This is a genomic window from Methylobacterium sp. D53M, assembly GCF_053345625.1.
In genome coordinates this window covers 66,651-85,068 of record NZ_JBKFAL010000024.1, presented here as the reverse complement: position 1 = coordinate 85,068, position 18,418 = coordinate 66,651, and the positions used below count along the sequence as shown (strand labels likewise).

Below are 18,418 nucleotides of genomic sequence, written 5' to 3'. Positions count from 1 at the left end.
ATCGGCCCTGTCGCTGGCCAACTCCGCCCAGCAGGGCGTCCTCCAGCTCCTGCGGTAAGCGACACGCACCGCGTCGACCGAGCGGCCGGAGTCGAACTCCGGCCGTTCGCGTTCGCGGGGTCCCGAGGCCTGATCCGGCCGGAACGCGAGAGACCGGTCCCGGTGGCACGACCGCCCGCAGCCCGCCGCTGTCCCCCGGATTCCCATGAAGGCAGCGCCGGTCATCGCGGGTCAGGAGCCGGCGGACCCGCCCCCTCCCGGCATCGCAGGATCCGAACGCCCGGTGGCCAAGGCCGGCACTGTCGAGACCAGAGGTCACACCCCCTTCTCGCATCCGCGTGCCGGTTGCGGTTGGACGCGGCGGCGGCTCCGGATAAGACCGGGCCATGAGCATCGAAGATCTTCGGGGGGAGGTCGAGCGGCTGCGTCGGCGCGAGCGCGCGCTGGTTGAGGAGAACGCTCGCCTGCGCGCGTCACAGGCCCCGGTCACCGCCCCGACAACCACTCTGGCCGGAGTCGGCACCGCCCGCTCCGACCTTCTGTTCACCGCCGCCGACAAGACCCGGATGGCGATGATCGTCACCGATCCGAACCTGCCCGACAACCCGATCGTCTTCGCCAACCGCGCCTTCCTGGAACTCTCCGGCTACTCGGCGGGGGAGCTGATCGGGCGCAATTGCCGCTTCCTGCAGGGGCCCGCGACGGATCCGGCCGATGTCGCCCGCATCCGCGATGCCATCGCCGCGCGGCGCGACGTGGTGGTCGAGCTGCTGAACTATCGGCGCGACGGCAGCACCTTCGTCAACGAACTCTACATCAGCCCCGTCTTCGGACCGCTCGGCGAGTTGCTGTTCTTCTTCGGAAGTCAGCTCGACCTCACGCGCTTCCGGCAGCGCGAGGCGCAGGCCGTCGAGCGGACCGTCGCACCGCGGCATGCCCGGGCGGACGACGCGGTGGGCTTCTGCATCGTCGAGCTGCGCTTCGACGGGGATGGCAGGGCCGCGGATTACCGCGTCGTGGAGACCAACGCCGCCTTCGAGGATCAGTCCGGCCTCGGCGCCGCAGCGGGACGCTGGATGAGCGCGCTCGAGCCGGACCACGCCCGACGCTGGTTCGACACCCTCGGTGACGTGGCGCGATCCGGGCACAGCGCCCGGTTCAAGGGAGCCCTATCGCGAACGGGGCCCATCCTCGATGTCCGCGCGATGCGGACCGGTAGCGGGACGCAGAACCGCGTCGCGATCCTTCTCGAGGATCCGGCGGCCCGGCAGGCGGACGAGGAGCGGCGGGAGGCCCGGACGCGCGACCGGAAGATCGAGCATGACCTGGTCTGGCGGACGAGCCGCGATCTTCTCGTGGTCTGCGCCCTCGACGGAACCTGCCAGGCGGTCAACCCGGCCTGGACGGAGCTGCTCGGGTGGCCGGCCGGCAGCTTGGTCGGCATCCGCATCGATACCCTGATCCATCCGGACGACGGCGAGACCGCGGCCAGCGCGTTCGAGACGCTGCGGACCGGCCACACGCTGTCGGACCTCGACGTCCGGTTCCAGACCGCCGACGGCGCGTACCGTTGGATCGCCTGGAACGCCATCGCGCGCGGGGACCGGTTCCACGCGACAGGGCGCGACGTCACGGAACGCCGCGCCCTCGAGGAGCAGCTGCGTCAGTCGCAGAAGATGGAGGCCGTCGGGCAGCTCACCGGCGGCGTGGCGCACGACTTCAACAACCTGCTGACCGTCATCAAGTCGTCGACCGATCTGTTGAAGCGACCGGGCCTCAGCGAGGATCGGCGGGGCCGCTACGTCGACGCCATCGCCGACACGGTCGACCGCGCCGCCAGATTGACCAGCCAGTTGCTGGCCTTCGCGCGCCGGCAGGCACTCCGACCGTCGATCTTCGACGTGGTGCAGTCGGTGGCCGCCATCGCCGACATGGTCGGCACGCTGACCGGCGCGCGCATCCACGTCGCGACCGACACGGATGCCGGCACGGACGCGGACGGCCGCAGGCTGCGCTGCCACGTCGATGCCGACCCCAGCCAGTTCGACACGGCCCTCGTCAACCTCGTGGTGAACGCCCGCGATGCCATGCAGGGCGAGGGCCGCCTCGTGATCAAGGTGCGACGCGCGGACCGGATCCCGACGCTGCGGGCGCATCCGGCCGTGCCCGGCGATTTCGTGGCCGTGTCGGTCTCGGATACCGGCTCGGGCATCGAAGCGGACCTCCTCGAACGCATCTTCGAGCCGTTCTTCACGACGAAGGGCGTCGGCCACGGCACCGGCCTCGGCCTCAGCCAGGTGTTCGGCTTCGCCAAGCAGTCGGGCGGTGACGTCGCGGTCGACAGCGTCGTCGGCGTCGGGACCACCTTCACGCTGTTCCTGCCGCGGTCCCAGCAGGCGGAGGTCCAGGAGGGCGTGCCGGACGAGCCGGAGCCGCTCGCCGAGGGTCACGGCACGCCCGTCCTCGTGGTGGAGGACAACGAGGAGGTCGGCGCCTTCGCCCGGCAAGCCCTCGTGGAACTCGGCTACAGAGCTGTCTGGGTGAAGGACGCGCAGGCGGCCATCGCCACGATCGAGGCGAACGGCCAGGAGATCGAGATCGTCTTCTCCGACGTGGTGATGCCGGGCATGAACGGCGTCGATCTGGCCCGGGAGATCAGGCGCCGTCGTCCCTACCTGCCCGTCGTCCTCACCTCCGGCTACAGCCACGTGCTGGCGTCGGAGGGCACCGACGGCTTCGAGCTCCTGCACAAGCCCTACTCGGTGGCCGACCTCAGCCGGGCCCTGCGCAGGGCGCTCCGGGAACGGTCGGCGCTGACCTTCGGCTGACGAGGCCGCATCCGACCGGACCGACGCGCGTTACGTCCCCGACCGCCCAAAGATTCGGACAGGACACCGCACCATGTCGTCGGATACGCCGCGTCCCGGGGACGACCCGCTGCCTCCCATCGACGATCCGCTGCCGGAGCCCGCACCGCCCGACGGGGACCCGCCGGCCGAGCCGCCGGCGCCGCGTCCTCCCGGTCCCATCGAAGCGGGGTGAGATCGGGCGCCGGCCGCCCGTCCGCAGGCGGACGAAGACTGCATAGGGGCCGGAGGAGCTTCCGGCGGAACCGAAGTGTTCACCGGATCGCGACGAGCTGCTGACGACGCCGCGCCGCTTCTCAACGCAGCGGGTAGCGGCTCAGCAAGTCGTCCGTCCTCTGGACGGTCTTGTCGTAGAGGCAGGCGGGCAGCGCCGCGTTCGCGCCGCTCCCGTTGGCCCACTCGCTGTCGGTCAGGTCGCCGCAATCCGCGTCCCGGAAGGCGATCCAGGCCCGCTGCGCCCGCTCGAGCCGCGTCTTCCAGAGCGCCCTGGCGTCGGGGTCCGGCGTGCGGTCGTCGTGATCGATCACCGACATCGCCTTCCTGTAGGCCGCGTTGAGCTTCGCGTCCGCCTCCTTAAAGGCGCGGGTCATGCACGCCGTCGTGCCCGGCGTGGAGGTCTCGGTCAGGCACAGTTTCGCGGACGGCTGGTCGGCTCCGGCGGTCGTCGGCACGGCGAGGCAGGCGAGCAGTTCGGCAAGGACGGGGGCCGAGGCCCGCAGCAGGCGTGGGCGCGTGTGATTCATGGCTCTGGGATCCGGTTCGCGCGTCGCATCGACCCGGCTGAGGGGTCCTGCGCGCGGCGGGTGACGGCGGGTCGGAGCGGAACGCGGCCCGGGCCGCGACCTCAGCGTGCCTCGACGACCACGGCGGTGCCGTAGGCGACGACGCCCATCATCGACTGGTCGGTGTCCGCGGTATCGAAACGCATCATGACGACGGCGTTGGCGCCGAGTTGCGCCGCGTTCTGCGCCATGCGGTCGATCGCCTGCGACCGCGCCTGCTCGATCAGCTGGCTGTACTCGCTGATCTCGCCGCCCATGATGCTGCGCAGTCCGGCGGTGAAATTGCCCACCGCACCGCGGCTGTGCACCACGGCGCCGAAGCAGGGGCCGCGGACCTCGCGCACGTGGTAGTTCGGAATGTTCTCGGTCGTGACGATGATCATGGCAGCTCACTCAGCCGGGTGGTTGGGAAAGACGAGAGGCAGTCAGGGCGAGCACGACAGGTCGCCGCCCGGACACTTGATCTGGGCTGCCAGGTCCTGGATCCGCTGGCGCGTCAGCGCGATCTTGCACGCGCCCAGGAGCATCGGGGCGATGCTTCCGTTGTCGTCGGGCGTCAGCGTGTTGAAGCCGGTCCGCAGGTTGCACTCGGAATCGCGGAAGGCGATCCAGGCGCGCTCGGCGGCGACCAGATTGCGTCGGCCGTTCTCGTCGAGCTTGCTGCGCAGGGTCGCGTAGCGGCGGTTCAGCTCCGCATCGGCCCGGTCGAATTCCTGGGCCGTGCAGATGTTGGCGTCCATCTGGTTCGCGGAGGCGCCGCAATCGACCTCCGCCGCGTATCCGGCGGTCGGGACGAGGATCACGGCAGTGAGAAAGGCGTTGCGCAGCATGGCGGACTCGGTGCGGGAGAGGGCGGACAACACGGCGGCCGATGGGCAGATCACGGGTCGTCGGACGCCGACTGTGCGTCGCGGGCCCGGAAGCCGTAATAGCCGCGGTCGGCGTCGTAGAGGACGTCGAAGCCGTTCAGGACATGCAGCCCCGTGTTGACGAAGGGCTGCGGGCGCACCGTGTTGAGGACGATGCGTTCGGGAGCGAGCGGCGCGGCTCGGTCGCCGACATCGATCGCGTAGCCGGCCGCGTCGCCGAACTGGAAGCCGAGACGCGTTCCCGGGCGGAGCACGGCGTGATCGCCCGCATCGGCCCGGAGGCTGTCGGCGACCTGGGACGGCGGCAGCGTCAGGAACATGCCGGTGACACCGGTATCGAGGAGCCCCCGGCCGCAGGCGGCGGGCTCACGGCCGTCGACGGTGATGCAGACGGGAACGCCGAGCCAGTCGCCCGGCACGTGCGGGTGCGGGTCAAGCTTCACGAAGCGGTAGCGGCCGCGCGTGTTGGCGCGCGTCAGGCCGACATGCACGCCGCGTCGGGTCAGCACGTAGCCGCGGTGCACCGAACCGGGTCCCGGCGGCTCCGCGCTGAGGAGCGGATTGGTGTCCGGCGTGCTCTGCGTCTGGCTGTCGTCCTCGCGGCCGAAACCGATCCCCATCATCGCCACATGGGCCGGCGCCGCCTCGGGCGTGCAGTTGCGGGCGCGCGCGGTGCAGTCGATCCGGTCGACGGCGAGGACCCGGATGGGCTGCGTGACCACGCTCGCTCCATCGCGGCCGACGATGGCAACCGGGACGCGCACCCAGCGTCCGACCATGATCCGGCCGGAACTCGAGTAGGTCAGCCGTCCGGGCTCGCTCGGCAGGCTCTCGTTGTCGGGAATCCGAGCGGCTGAGACCACGATGCCGGTCGAACCGGTATCAACGAGCACCGGACGAGCCTCGCCGCCGAACGACAGGCCGAGGCGCGGGGACTTCGTGATGGCGTCGCCGGGTCGCGGCGCGTTGAGGAAGGGCAGGAAGATGCCGCGTCGGTCATCGCCGTAGCTCGGCCCATCGTCGGCCCGCGCCGACATCGCCGGGCCGAGCAAGGCCGCGCTCACGATCCCGACGCCGAGGAGAGCCGAGACCGATCGGGTGTGAGGGTCCCCAGGACGGACGCTCAGGCAAGCTGAGCGCGGAGGATGCTGAAACACCTGGCACATGTCGGCCCCGGGAGATGTCGTTTCCGAGACGACACCGCGCGCGATCCGCATCGGCGTCGAGAACAGCTCTTCAGTCCGCGCACGGTTGCGCAGGCGTGGTGGACCGGAATCGGGCGTTCGGCGGCGAGAGCCAGTCCACCCTCAGGCGGTCGGGAGCACGATCCGGTCTGCCACGCGCGTAGCCGACCCCACGACGAGAGATCTCATGAATACCTCTCAGATGAAGAGAAGCCATTAACAGTATTCGCCGCCCGTCGAGCAGGCTCTCACCGATCAGCGGACGCTGTATTGACCCCTCTCCGATCCCGGGTCAACGAATCGTGAGAAATAGTGTTACCGGTTCAGTAAGCCGGGATGGCTTGTGGCGGATGATGAGCATTCAACGCCGTCGCGTCGCGTGTTCTGGACAGAACGCAGTGCCCGCGTCGCTCTCGATCGGAGCGCGCCGACGGTCCTGTGGGTCAAGGCTGATCGGGGTGACCCTGCCGTCGATGGTGATGTGCACCGCCGTCGGGCGGTTACCGGACGACCGACGCCATCTCGGCCGCGCCTGTCGGAAAAAATTTTTCGCGTCACACCGCGCCGGCCGCACGAAACCGCGTCTGGCCGACCCATGCCCCTGTCGAGGCGGACGATCCACCGCCCGACCAGGGAGACCCGAGATGACCAAGACCAAGATCCTCGTCCTCGCCGCCAGCCTTCTCTGCGCCGCGGGTCCCGCCCTCGCCCAGGAGGCCGCGCCGCAGCACGGGAACCAGGAGTTCCTCGGCGTCGATCTCGACAACGGCGGCGTCTATTACAACGGCCGCAACTCCGGCCGTTACTGCGTCTACCGCACGGTCGAGGTCTACAATCGCTACACCGGCTACTTCGAGGCGCGGCGCGCCCGCCGCTGCGGCCGCGGTCTCTACCTGCCGTGAGGAGCGAGACCATGCTGACCGCCCTCCCGCCGCTCCACCTCGCCGCCCTCAGCCTGATCGTCGCGTATCTCGGCTGGGGCTGAGATGCCCGCTTCCCGCACCGGCACCTGTGCCCCCGATGTCATCCGCATCGTCGCGGAGCCCGCCTCGACCGGCCGCGCTCACACCGTGAGATTGTTTCCCGATCCTCCAGCGGATACCCCTGTCGCGCGTGCCGACCGGGCGCGCCCCGCTCCGAGGACGATGAAACCGGGCCGCGACCCGGACAGGAGGACGCGCTTGCCGAGAGCCAACCCGGTATCCGCGCTGCGGCGGGCCGCCCGCACCGCGCTCATCCTACTCGGGATGACCTGCCTAGCCCCGCTCGCGCCGGCCAGGGCCGCCCCGGATCCGGCAGCCTTCGCCGACAATGCCGACGCCGTGGCGGTTGTGATCGGGAACCGCAGCTACAAGCAGACCGTGCCTGTCGACTACGCGCACAACGATGCCGAGGCGATCCGCGCCTACCTGATCGAGCGCCTGGGCTACCGCGAGAGCAACGTCTTCCTCCTGAAGGACGCGACCCTCAACGAGTTCAACCAGGTCTTCGGCACCGAGCGGAACCCGCAATCCGGCCGCCTCTGGCGCAGCGTGCGCGAGGGCCGCTCGAACGTCTTCGTGTACTATTCCGGCCACGGCGTCCCGGATCTCGCCACCAAGCAGCCGTTCCTGCTGCCCGAGGACGGCAACCCGAACCAGGGCGAGAGCGGGTACGCGCTGGAGACCCTGTACCGCAACCTCGAGCTCGTGAAGCGCAAGATCGGCGCCGACCACCAGCTCGTCGTGATGGTCGATGCCTGCTTCACCGGCGAGACCGGCCGCAAGGGCGAGAGCCTGCTGGCGGTGTCCGCGCCCGGCTTCGCCCCCGCCCGGCCGAAGACGGAGGGCGGCATCGTCCGGCTGGTGGCGACATCGGGCGCGACACCGGCCAACTGGGACGAGGCGAACAAGCTCGGCCTGCTGACCAGCCGGTTCCTGATGGGCGTGTCGGGCCTCGCCGACGCGCGCGACCATCAGGGCGACGGCGACGGGCTCGTGCAGTGGACGGAGCTGAAGCGCTACCTCCGCCGCGAGGTGGAGGACGCGGCCCGCCGCGCGTCGGGCCGCGAGCAGGTACCCGAGATCGACGAGGCCCCGATCGTGCTCAAGGCCTCCCTGCCGGTGGCGGCCGTCGCGAAGGGGGTCGAGGCCATCCGGGACGAGGCGGCCTGGCGGCGGGCCGAAGCGCTCGGCACCCGGGAGGGCTTCGAGGCCTATATCGGCACCTGCGGCGAGACCTGCCTGTACCGGCCTCAGGCCATGGACAGGCTCCTGGCCGGGCGGCGTCGGGACGCGGCGGCGATCGACCAGGAGAACTGGGCCAAGTTCGGGACCCAGCGGCAATATCAGGCCTATCTCGATTCCTGCGGCGAGATCTGCGCCTATCGCAGCCTCGCCGAGGGCTATCTCGGCGGCAAGAACCCGAGCGCCGATCCGCGCGTCAAGCGCTGCGACGAGCTCGCCGCCGGCACGGACGATCCCGACCGTCCGAGCGGGGTCGCGGGCGTGAAGCTCGGCCGGATCGAGCCCGCCGCCGCGATCGACGCCTGCCGCGGGGCCGCGGCCGCCTATCCGGACCTGCGCCGGCTCTCCTACCAGCTCGGCCGCGCCTACGACCGGGCCGACCGCTACAAGGAGGCCTTCGCCGCCTACGACCGCGCCGCCAAGGCCGGGAGCATCTCGGCGCTGAACAACCTCGCCGCCCTCTACGAGAACGGCCAGGGCGTGAAGCGCCAGCAGGCCGAGGCGTTCCGCCTCTACCGGCAGGCGGGCGAAGGCGGGAACGCCGTGGCGCTGGCGAACGCCGCCCGGATGCTGGAGTACGGCAACGGCATCCCGAAGGACGAGGCGCAGGCGGTCGCCCTGTATCGCCGCGCCGTGGCCGGGGGCGACGTCGCGTCGATCAGCAAGCTCGTGCCGCACTACGCGACGGGCGCCTACGGCTTCCCGAAGGATCTGCGCCAGGGCTTCGACCTCTTCCGGCAGGCGGCGGACCGGGGCGACCCGGTGGCCATGGCCACGATGGCGACGCTGATCGACAACGGCTTCGGGCGGTATTTCCCGGGCGTGCGCTCGGCCGACATGGTCCTGCGCGCGCTGAAGCACGGGGAACTCGGCGCCGCCTCTGTCTCGGCGACCGACACCGCCGCTCAGAAGCTCAAGCCCGAGACGATCCGCTCGGTGCAGCGCGCCATCAAGGACGCGGATTACTACACCGGTGCCCTGGACGGGCGGTTCAATCCGGTCTTCGTCCGCGCCCTCGATCAGTACGCCCGGGCGAACGAGACCGAATGAGGCGCCTCCTCCTCGCCGCGCTGCTGCTCGCCCCGGCGGCGGCGCGCGCCGACCCCGCGACGCAGGCGCTGGCACCGTTCCTCGACGCGGTGGCGGCCTGTGCCGGCCGGCCGGACCTGACGCTCGCGGTCGTCGGCGTCGAGCCCGGCCAGACGGCCCTGTCCCGCGAGCAGTCCGAGGAGGTGCGCCTCGCCGTCGAGACGCGGCTCCAGGCGACCGGCCGGGTCAGGCTGGCGGCAGCGGCCGACGTCGTGCGGATCAAGGCCCTGCGCGAGGGCACGACGGGCCTCTCGGGCGCGGAGGCCGAGGCGCAGATCCGGTCCGCCTTCGCGGGGGACGCGGCCGTGTTCCTGGTCGAGCCCCGCCGGGCCGGCGAGACCGCCTCCGTCCGGCTCCAGGCCGTGACGCAGAGCGCCGCCTGCAAGGCGACGAGCGACCCTCTGGTCGTGCCGATCCATGTCGGCGCCGGCGTCGCCGACGTCGACGCGGTCATGGACGGTGCGGTGAAGGCGTTCGCGCAGGCCGCACCGAATGCCGGCGCCGTCGAGGTCTGCCCGTTCGTGGCGGAGGGCGGCCATTCCACCTGCGCCGGCGCCCTCACGGACCGCCTCGTCATCGCCCTCGACGCGGAGGCCCGCTCGGCCAACCGGGTGCTCCGCGGCGCGCGCCTCGACGTGCGCCGCCGGCCGCCCGGCACCGCCTGCGCCGGCACCGTCACCGCGCGCGGCCGCTTCCGCACGGACCACGACCGGCAATCCTGGATGGAGGTCGAGTTCCAGCGCGACGGCGCCGTCCTGGCCCCGACGGGGCGACGCCGGATCGCGACGGAGGGGCTCGGCTGCGATCCCGTCCCGCGGCCGTTCCTGGATCACCTCGCCGCCACCGCGCGCACGGATGCCGGCCGCCTCTCGGTGGCGGCCGCCGCCACGCCGTTCGCGGCCGGTCAGCGCCTGGAGATGCGCATCGAGTCCCGCGTCGCGCAGAACCTGTACTGCTGGGTGGTCGCGGCCGACGAGACCGCCTTCGTCGCCCTGCCGGTGCGCGACAACCCGGCCTCGCAGCTGGCCCTCAAGCCGGGAGACTCGCGGCGCTATCCACGGGGCTACGGCCTCGATGAGATCGTCGCGGGAGAGCCCTTCGAGAACCTGTTCGCCTGCTTCGGCGTGCCGGGCGGCCTTCCGCCGGAGCTCGCCGCGCGGTGGCTGGCGGCGGCGCCGGGCGCCGACGGCGAGGCGCGTCTCCTGCAGCCCCCGGACGTGCTGGACCTCCTCGACCGAATCCGGGCCACGCCCGGGGTCACGGAGGCCGCGGCGCGCGTCGTGGTGCGCTGAGCCGGAGCGCGACGGGATCAGAAGCGCGTCTGGACCGCCCAGAGCAGACGTGTGGCGCCCGGATGGCCGCCGGAGGTCGACGGATGGCCGGTCGCGAGGTAACCATAAGGCGAATCGAACGATCACAAGGGGTTGCGTGGCAGCCCGCGACCGGGAGGCGCATGACGGGCGGATACGATGAGCGCTGCGCGGCCGACCTCGCCAATGTCTGCGACGGCCGCGATCTCTCCCGCGCCGACCGTGCCTGGCTCGCCCGCGTGGTCACGGGTGCCGTGCGCCCGAACCGCGACAAGCCCCTGTGGGACCTCGCCCACGCCCTCGCCGCGCTGGCCGAGGCGGCCGGGGCCCGCGACGGGCGCGATCTCATCACCCTCGCCCTGAACCCGGGCCTCGCGCGACCGGCCGCCCTCTCGGCGCGCTTCGGCGGCGGCCCGGCCGTCGACGACCGCGGCCCCGTGCTCGGCACCGCCTGGTCCACCGGCTGGGCCGGGCTCGCCCGGCTGCTCGCGCTGGCCGAGTTCGTGCTCACCGCGGAGGACCTGGCCCAGTTCGCGACCGTTGCGGGCTGGCTCGACGAACTCGCCGCCGCGCCCGACCCGGAAGGCGCGGCGATCCTGGCCAAGCGGCTGGCCCGGCATCTCGCCGCCTACCGGAACGCCCATCTGCCGCTGGCGCCGCTGGAGCGGCGCTTCCGGGCGCTCCTGACCTTCCTGGGCGGCCGCCGGTCCGTCGCGGACGACGACATCCTCGATTTCTGGCGCGCCGAGATGGCGACGGGCGAGCGGCCGGGCTTCCGCATCGTCGCGGAGCATTTCGTGACCTTCGAGGCGGCCGGCCGCCTCCTCGAAGGCCTCGACGCCCTCTCGGCCCCCGCCGCCCTCGACGCCCACGCGGGCTGGGAGGAGCGGCTGGACGCGGCCCTGGGCGATGTCGCGGCCGCCGAACCCGCCGCGGCGCTGGCGACCCTGCTGGCGGACTGGCCGGAGGGCCCGAAGATCCTCACCGGCGCCGAGCGCGAGGACCTGGCCGACTTCCTGCGCCTCGAGCCCTACCACCGGACCCGCCCGCTGACGACGCTCCGCGCCGTGAGCTTCGGCCGTGTCCAGTCGGGCATCGCCAACCGCCTGCGCCGCGGCGGCGGCGGCGCCGCCATCGCCGAGCGGGCGACCTGCCTGGAGGCCGAGAGCTACGCCGGACTCCGGACGCGCGCGGGACTGCTCGCGGCCCATCTCGGCCGGATGCTGCGCATCGCGGCGGCCCTCCGGATCGCCGATCGCGACGCGCTGCCCGAGGCGGTGCGGGGCGCGCTGGAGGCCGCCGAGGCCGACCTGCGCCGCGTCCGCCGCGCCGGCTTCGATGATCGGGCCGGTCTCTCGGCCGGGTTCGCGGCCGCCGAACCAGCGCTGCTGCGCCTCGCCGAGGCGGCGGCCGACCTGGAGCGGTCGCTCGACGGACTCGCCCGGCACCGGCCGCTGGACGCGCTGTTCCCGGCGGATCGGGACATCTTCGCGGTCGCGTTCGCGGCGGCCTATGCCGGGGAGGCCGCGGCGTGAGCGACGCGGCACGGCTCCTCGCCGAGATCCACGCGGCCCGCGCCCTTGTGCGCGATGCGGCGACGACCGCCCGGCCGGACCACGCGGGGCTCTGGGCCCACGCGACCCGTGCGCCCGACGGCCCGGTCGACCTCGCGACGGTGCGGGCGATCCGCGGCGACCCCGCGACGGCCCGGCGCTACCGGACGATGCTCGGCGCCCTGGCGCTCGCCCACGCGCCGCTCGCCGCGGCCGCCTCGGACGGCGCGATTCTCCGGCGCCGGGTCGGCGCCTACGCGCTGGAGATCCTCGAGGCCGCGGACGGCGCGCCGCCGCTCCTCGTCCTGCGCGGCGAGTCGGGGCAGATGCCGCGGGTGATCGAGGCGTGGCTCGGCGACGAGACGGTCCGGCTCGACCTCGGTCCGGCGATCGAGGGCGCGGCGGTGCTCGCCCTCGACCCGGCCGTGCCGGACGCGGCCCTCATGGGCCGGATGCTCCGCGACCCGGCCTGCGCGGTGTTCCTGCTTTGACGAGCCGTCGGACGAGCCGGCAGGCCGGTCTCGGCCCGTCCGGGAGACCGGCCCGCGCATGACGCGTCCGGCCATCCTCGTCGTGGTGCCCACGACCCGCGGACCGCTGGTGCTGCGCGGGCTCAGGCCGCGCTTCGGCCTTCCGGCCCCGGCCGCCTTCGCGGACGGCGATTATCGCCCGCTGCCGTGGTCGGCCGATTACGCCCGGCTCTGCGGGGCCGCCGGCCCGCTCGCCCGGTGGATGGGCCAGACTCCGGAGCCCCACGAGCTGCGGCTGTCGGGCTCCTTCGATGCCGGACGCTCCTGGGAGGTTCCGGTCTGCCTGGCGCACGGCCTCGCCGAGGGCGGCCACCCGCTCGCCGCGGCACCGGAGGAGGCCGACCTCATCCTCTGGGCGACCGGCGCGGTCGATCTCGACCTCGCAGTGCTGCCCGGCGACTACGCGCTCCTCGACAAGATCGAGCGCTCCGCCGCGACGATCGCCGGAGCTCCGAACGCCGCGCTGGCGGTCCTCCTGCCGGACGGGCCGGAGCGCGCGCAGGCCGAGGCCGTCTTCCGCGGCATGGGCCGGAACGTGCGGATCCTTCCGTCGCACAGCGTGCCGGGAGCCCTGGCCGCATTGACCGCGCTGCGGCCTCCGGAGAGGGCCGAGACGCCGCCGGCGCGGCGATGGTGGCGTCTCGCATTGCCGGCCGGCGCCGTCGCGGCGGCCGGCCTCGCCGGTGTGCTCGCTCTCGGGGCCACGCGGCCCGATCCCGTCAGCGAGCCGCGCCCCGACGCGCCGGCCGGGCCCGCCACCCCTCCCCCCAGCACCGAGGTCCGGATCGCGTCGCCGATCCACGTCTCCGAGCTGCGCGCCCCGGCGGGCTCCTCCTGCCGCCGCGTCGCCTTCGGAGCCGACCCGCCCGAGCGGCGCCCGGTACCGGCGGAGTCGGGCGATCACCTGGCCGCGAGCCGCCTCACGCCGGACCTGTGCGGGCTCGCCATCGGAGCGGAGCCGGGCCTGCGCGTGCAGGTCGGGCCGGAACTGCGCGACGCCGCCCTCACGGCCGTCCGGCTGGCGGACGGCGCGCTCGGCTATTTCCTGCGCGAGGGCGCGCGGCAGAACCTCGTCTACACGGTCCAGGCCGTTCCGGAGGCCGGAACCGGCGCGGTTGCCGGCCGCCTGGTCCACACCCTGGCGCGCTGATGAGAATCCGGCGTGTTGCGAATGCTGTCGACCGAGCCCGCGAGCGCGGGCCCGATTCGCGGACCGAGAGGAGGGAGAGGATGATCGCGATGCGCCGGAGAGGCCCTCTCCTTCTGGGAACGGCCTGCGCGCTGATCGTGCTCGGCCGCGGCGACGCCGCGCGGGCGCAGAGCGTCGGCTTCGATCCCGCCGATTACGGCCGGGCGCAGCTGCCCCTGCGCCAGACGACCGGCGACGCGGCCGCCTATGTCGACCAGAACAAGGGCGCCTTCGAGCCCGTGAGCGAGCTCGACCCGAAGGACGGCCTCGCGGCCCTCGCCCGACCGATCGGCCGCGTCGACATCGTGCTCCAGAACGGCCGCACCGGGCAGCAGGTCGGTGCCTCCTGCACGGGGACGCTCCTGACCGGCGACTACGTGCTGACCAACCACCATTGCCTGCCGCAATCGGGCGACCTGCGCCCGGTCAAGGCGTCGATCCTGATGGATTACCTGACCCTCGACGGGAACGGCTCCCGCCGCTTCGAGATCGACCCGAAGCCCGTCGAGTTCGACGCCCGCCTCGACTTCGCCCTCGCCCGCGTGGCGGGCAATCCGACCGCGACCTACGGCGCTGCGCGGCTCTCGGGCGAGCCGGTGACGGCCAACCGATCGATGCTGGTCATCCACCATCCCCTCGGACGTCCGAAGGTGATGAGCCGCTTCCGCTGCTTCGCCATGAAGGACCAGGCGGAGGGCCCGGACCTGCGCCACCGCTGCGACACGCTCGGCGGCTCGTCCGGGTCGCTCATGTTCGACGCCTCCGTGGCCGGCATCGCGCTCCACAAGGAGGGCGGCCTCGATCCGAAGGATCCGACGAGCTTCAACAGCGCGACCCGCCTCTCGGCGATCCTGGGCCGGAGCCCGACCCTGGCGCGGATCGCGGCGGCCCAGGGGCGCCCGGTCGCCGCCGCCGATCCGGGGGCCAAGCCGGTCGCGCCCGCATCCGTGCCGGCACCGCAGCCCAAGCCGGCGACCGACGGACCGCTCGATCCGGCCGGGATGAACGCCATCCTGCGGGGACGCTGAGCGCCGTCGCGAGAATCGCGACGGCGGGCGACGAAAATCGCTCTGGGTCGACCAGGAACGGGGAGAGAGGGGCCGCAGCAAGGTCCGGGACACGAAGAGGGGAAGCGATGCGGACCCACGATCTACCGCGCGCCGCGCGGGCGCGCCTCGGCCGCTCCGGACTGTTGCTCGCCGTCGGCCTCGCCCTCGCGCTGGTCGCGCCCGCCCGGGCGAACCCGCTCACCGAGGTGCCGGGTGCCCGGGCAGCGCAGCCGGACGAAGCGCCCCCGCCGCGGGACCCGGCCGCGGAGCGGGCGGAGGCCGAGGAGGCGCGGGCCGCGAATCCGGGTGCGACCGCGATCATCCGGTCGCTCGCGCCCTTCGCCGACGGCAATCCGGGAGCGCCCGCGCGGCCGCTGGCGGTCAGCCCCGACGACGGCGGCCCGGCGGTCCGCGTCGTTCCCGCCCGGTCGATCGATCTCACCGTGTTCTTCGCCTACGACAGCGCGCGCCTGACCCCCGAAGCGCGCATCCAGCTCGAACCGCTCGGCGAGGCCCTGCGCGCCGAGCCGCTCGCGGGCCACGGCTTCCTGATCGCCGGCCACACCGACGCGGCCGGCGGCCGCGCCTACAACCGCCGCCTCTCCCTGGCCCGGGCCCGGGCCGTGAAGGCGCATCTCGTCGAGACCTACGGCATCGCGCCGGAGCGCCTGCGCGTCCACGGCTGGGGACCCGCGCGGCCGAAGGATCCCGACGCACCCCTGTCACGGGTGAACCGCAGGGTGGAGGTCAGCCTGATCGCGCCGGCCCGCAGCGGTGCCCTCCGCTTCGTCCTGCCGGTCGCGGATGGCCCGTGCAGCGAGTTGGCCGACCCGCGCCTGCGGACGAATCTCGACCTGGACGATTTCCGCGCGGCGCCGACCCCGCGTCCCTGCGCCGAATGACGCCAACTCGCCTCACCGACGGTCCGAAGACGGAGAGACCCGCGATGTCCTGGAGGATCCCGATGCCCCACGTCCGCACCACCGCGTTCCGCGCCGCCTGCCTCGCCGTCCTGGCGCTCGGATCCGCCTACGCGGCACCGGCCCGGGCGCAGACCAAGCCCAACGTCGTCGTGATGGGCGAGGACGCCGACGAGGACGCGGTGCCCCGCGGCAACCGCATCTTCCAGCGGGTGATCCACGAGCTGTCCGAGACCATGAACCTGCGCGGCTACAACGTCTACGACGAGACCGCCGTCGCCATGGGCTTCACCCAGGCCAACCGGGTGCGCCGGCGGGATGCCGAGCTGATCGAGGTCGCCCGCGCGGTCCAGAATCCGCCGCTCGACGTGGTGGCGGTGTTCCAGATCTACGCATCGGCGTCGAAATCCGCCTACTCGGATATCGTCCGGCCGGAGATCCGTATCCCCGGACGCCTCCTCAACGTCCGCACCGGTCAGTCGCTCGGCTCGTTCGAGGTGGCCGGGCTCCAGCTGCCGCCCCTGCCCCAGGGGTGCGACCGCGAGTGCCTGCTCGAGCGGGTCGGCGCCGAGGCGAAGACGGTGGCCGCCGACCTCGCGACCGCGCTCACCGCGAAGCTCGACGGCGTCATCGCGCCCCGCCGCGGTGCCGATGCCGGCGCTGCGCCCCCTGACGCCGCTCCGATCGGCGGCGCCGTGGCGGCGACGCCCGGCGGCGAGGGCTGCGGGGGTTTGCCCAGCGCCTACGTCGTCCGCCTGAGCGGCTTCTCGGCCCAGGAGGTCCAGGCGGCCGAGGAGTACATGGCGGCCTTCCGCTGCTACGAGCACCACCGTCCGGTGCGCGCGAGCGGGGCCAGCACCGAGTACTGGTACGAGACCCGCTCGGATTCCGCCCGGCTCGGCCGGAACCTGCGCCTGATGCTGGAGCACATGAGCGCGCCGGGTCAGGTCCAGTTCTCGGGCAACACCTTCGTCATCAGCCGCGTGGCGACGCGGTAGCCGAACCTCGCCTTCCCCGCCTCGTCGTCCCACCGTTCCCTGAAGGTTGACCATGTCGGTTCGCGAGCGCCTGCGCGGCGCCCTCTCCCATCTCGTTTCGCAACGCCCGGCGCGGCGCGTCATCCTCGCCGGATTGGTCTTCGCGCCCCTGGCGATCGCGGGCCCGGCCCGCGAGGCCCAGGCCGACCCGGTCTTTCCGGGCGCCGGCGCCCTCGGCCTCACGCCGCCGGCCGGGATGAGCGTGAGCCGGCGCTTCGCCGGCTTCGAGCATCCGGCCGGCGCGTCGATCATCCTGGTGGAGATGCCGCCGGAGGCCTGGGACCAGATCAACGGGCGGTTCACCCCCGAGGCGCTGGCCGCCACTGGCTTCCGGGTGAAGGGCGGGGCCGAGCCCCTGCCGGTCGCGGGCGGTGAGGGCTTCGTCCTGCGCGGCACCCAGCCGGCCAACGGCCTCACTTACGCGAAATGGGTCGCCGTCGTGCGCGGCGCCCCCGGGACCGGGCTCGTCACCGTGCAGGTCCCCGAGAAGGCGGCCCGGCAGGTCCCCGCCGCTTCCGTCGAGGCGGCCCTCCGCACGCTCGCGTTCCGGGCGAAGGCGAGCCTGACCGATCAGGTCGCGGCGCTGCCCTACAAGGTCGGCGACATGGCGGGCTACCGCCCGGCCGCGGTCTTCGCGGGCAACAGCCTCCTCCTCACCGAGGGACCCAAGGACGTCGATCCCGAGCGCGAGCAGCCGGTGATCGTCGTCGCGCCCTCGCTCGGTCAGGCGCTGGTCCCGGCGGGTGCGGAGGTCGCGGTCGCCCGCCGGCTGTTCGCGGCGCAGAAGGACTTCGCCGACGTGAACGTCACGGACGAGGCGCGGTCCAGTCGCGGCGAGGCGGTCGTCGTGCGGCTGCGCGGCACCGGGACCGACACCAAGAGCGGCCGTGCCCTCGGCGTGACGCAGACGATGGTCTTCGACGGCCAGCGCTACCTGCGGGTGCTGGGCTTCGCCGATGCCGGTCGCCCCGACGCCCTGGACAGGGCCGACCGTGTCGCCGCCTCGGTGGCGATGCGCTGACCGACCTCTGCACCCACAACGAGAGCCTTCCCGATGCGCCCGCCGCTTCTCGCCCCGCTGCTCTTGGTCTCCGCCCTCGCCCTGCTCGCCGGCCCGGCGCGCGCGGAGGAGAACGAGTGCCGTCGGTCCCCCTCGCTCGCGTCCGGCGCGCCCCCAACCTTCGGGCGCATCAGCGCGCCGGGGCGCACGGCCTTTGTCAAGGACGGGCTCGCCCGCGCCGGCTGCCCGGACTCGAGCGCCGCCTGCCGCGAGCGCGCCTACCTGGTGAGCGCCGATCCCGTCATCCTCGGCGAGCGTCGCGGCGCCTATGTCTGTGCCCATTATCGGGGCGCGGGCGACGATATGGGCCGGACCGGCTGGCTCCCGGGCGAGGCCGTCGCCGTCGAGCCACCCGGTGCCGTCGCGCCTGCGGACTGGCTCGGCACCTGGACCCGTGCGGAGGCGCGCATCCGCATCACCCAGGCCGACAAGCCGGGGCTGCTGACTTTCGGGGGCGACGCCACCTGGGGCGCCGGCGATCCCGAGCGGGCGCGCCGCGGCGGCGTCCATATCGGCGAATTCGCCGGCACGGTCGCCCCGCAGGGCGCCGCGGCGAGCTTCGCCGTCGGCGAGAACGGGGCGCTGCCGGTCGAGGCCGGTGACGCGTCCGACTGCAAGGTCTGGCTGCGGCGGGTCGGCCCCTGGCTGGTCGTCGACGACAACCTCGCCTGCGGAGGCGTCAACGTCACCTTCCGCGGCCTCTACCGCCGCCAGCCATGAGCGGCGCGGCGCGACGCGGCCGCCCCGGCTCCGC

General features: G+C 73.2%; 16 protein-coding genes. 12 read left to right on the top strand and 4 right to left on the bottom strand.

All coding sequences use genetic code 11. From position 1 onward, the window contains the following. Nucleotides 1–386: 386 nt before the first annotated feature. Nucleotides 387–2,828, top strand: coding sequence for a PAS domain S-box protein (locus ACLBYG_RS25525; RefSeq protein ID WP_447683341.1), 2,442 nt, complete (start codon nucleotides 387–389; stop codon nucleotides 2,826–2,828). A gap of 335 nt (nucleotides 2,829–3,163) precedes the next feature. Here ACLBYG_RS25525 and ACLBYG_RS25520 read toward each other — a convergent pair whose 3' ends face one another. The 4 genes from ACLBYG_RS25520 to ACLBYG_RS25505 all read right to left on the bottom strand — a co-directional run bounded on the left by ACLBYG_RS25520 (nucleotide 3,164) and on the right by ACLBYG_RS25505 (nucleotide 5,582). Next, a complete protein-coding gene (locus tag ACLBYG_RS25520) occupies nucleotides 3,164–3,610 on the bottom strand; it encodes a lysozyme inhibitor LprI family protein (RefSeq protein ID WP_447683340.1) in 447 nt (148 codons plus the stop codon). Between the two features lie 101 nt (nucleotides 3,611–3,711). Beyond that, nucleotides 3,712–4,032: a YbjQ family protein gene (locus ACLBYG_RS25515; protein WP_020094546.1), complete on the bottom strand. Its 321-nt coding sequence runs from the start codon at nucleotides 4,030–4,032 to the stop codon at nucleotides 3,712–3,714. A gap of 42 nt (nucleotides 4,033–4,074) precedes the next feature. Then, nucleotides 4,075–4,479, bottom strand: coding sequence for a lysozyme inhibitor LprI family protein (locus ACLBYG_RS25510; protein ID WP_447683339.1), 405 nt, complete (start codon nucleotides 4,477–4,479; stop codon nucleotides 4,075–4,077). A 50-nt stretch (nucleotides 4,480–4,529) separates the two neighbouring features. Next, entirely contained in the window at nucleotides 4,530–5,582 is a 1,053-nt protein-coding gene (locus tag ACLBYG_RS25505) for a hypothetical protein (protein ID WP_447683338.1), read from the bottom strand. 764 nt (nucleotides 5,583–6,346) lie between these two features. On the opposite strand from ACLBYG_RS25505, the gene ACLBYG_RS25500 reads away from it, so the two are divergent. From ACLBYG_RS25500 to ACLBYG_RS25450, 11 genes are all read left to right on the top strand, one after another. Next, the gene (locus tag ACLBYG_RS25500) at nucleotides 6,347–6,604 is read left to right on the top strand and encodes a hypothetical protein (RefSeq protein ID WP_020094549.1); all 258 of its coding nucleotides are present in this window, start codon (nucleotides 6,347–6,349) and stop codon (nucleotides 6,602–6,604) included. Between the two features lie 279 nt (nucleotides 6,605–6,883). Further along, nucleotides 6,884–8,977: a caspase family protein gene (locus tag ACLBYG_RS25495; RefSeq protein WP_447683337.1), complete on the top strand. Its 2,094-nt coding sequence runs from the start codon at nucleotides 6,884–6,886 to the stop codon at nucleotides 8,975–8,977. Beyond that, nucleotides 8,974–10,308: a hypothetical protein gene (locus ACLBYG_RS25490; RefSeq protein WP_447683336.1), complete on the top strand. Its 1,335-nt coding sequence runs from the start codon at nucleotides 8,974–8,976 to the stop codon at nucleotides 10,306–10,308. The genes ACLBYG_RS25495 and ACLBYG_RS25490 overlap by 4 nt, the downstream gene beginning before the upstream one ends. A gap of 161 nt (nucleotides 10,309–10,469) precedes the next feature. Continuing rightward, nucleotides 10,470–11,861, top strand: coding sequence for a hypothetical protein (locus ACLBYG_RS25485; RefSeq protein ID WP_447683335.1), 1,392 nt, complete (start codon nucleotides 10,470–10,472; stop codon nucleotides 11,859–11,861). Beyond that, on the top strand, nucleotides 11,858–12,370 hold the full coding sequence (locus tag ACLBYG_RS25480; RefSeq protein WP_091978708.1) for a hypothetical protein: 513 nt from the start codon (nucleotides 11,858–11,860) through the stop codon (nucleotides 12,368–12,370). The genes ACLBYG_RS25485 and ACLBYG_RS25480 overlap by 4 nt, the downstream gene beginning before the upstream one ends. Before the next feature lie 58 nt (nucleotides 12,371–12,428). Then, nucleotides 12,429–13,559, top strand: a complete 1,131-nt coding sequence (locus tag ACLBYG_RS25475; protein WP_447683334.1) for a hypothetical protein — start codon at nucleotides 12,429–12,431, stop codon at nucleotides 13,557–13,559. An 80-nt stretch (nucleotides 13,560–13,639) separates the two neighbouring features. After that, entirely contained in the window at nucleotides 13,640–14,626 is a 987-nt protein-coding gene (locus ACLBYG_RS25470) for a trypsin-like serine peptidase (protein ID WP_447683333.1), read from the top strand. Between the two features lie 107 nt (nucleotides 14,627–14,733). Further along, nucleotides 14,734–15,549 carry an OmpA family protein gene (locus tag ACLBYG_RS25465; protein WP_447683332.1) on the top strand — a complete coding sequence of 272 codons (816 nt, stop codon included), beginning with the start codon at nucleotides 14,734–14,736 and terminating at the stop codon, nucleotides 15,547–15,549. A 44-nt stretch (nucleotides 15,550–15,593) separates the two neighbouring features. Beyond that, nucleotides 15,594–16,565 (top strand): hypothetical protein, encoded by a 972-nt coding sequence (locus tag ACLBYG_RS25460; RefSeq protein WP_447683331.1) that lies wholly within the window; start codon nucleotides 15,594–15,596, stop codon nucleotides 16,563–16,565. Nucleotides 16,566–16,617: 52 nt separating this feature from the next. Then, nucleotides 16,618–17,625 (top strand): hypothetical protein, encoded by a 1,008-nt coding sequence (locus ACLBYG_RS25455; RefSeq protein WP_447683330.1) that lies wholly within the window; start codon nucleotides 16,618–16,620, stop codon nucleotides 17,623–17,625. A gap of 33 nt (nucleotides 17,626–17,658) precedes the next feature. Beyond that, nucleotides 17,659–18,384, top strand: a complete 726-nt coding sequence (locus ACLBYG_RS25450; RefSeq protein ID WP_447683329.1) for a hypothetical protein — start codon at nucleotides 17,659–17,661, stop codon at nucleotides 18,382–18,384. The last annotated feature ends 34 nt before the right edge of the window (nucleotides 18,385–18,418 follow it).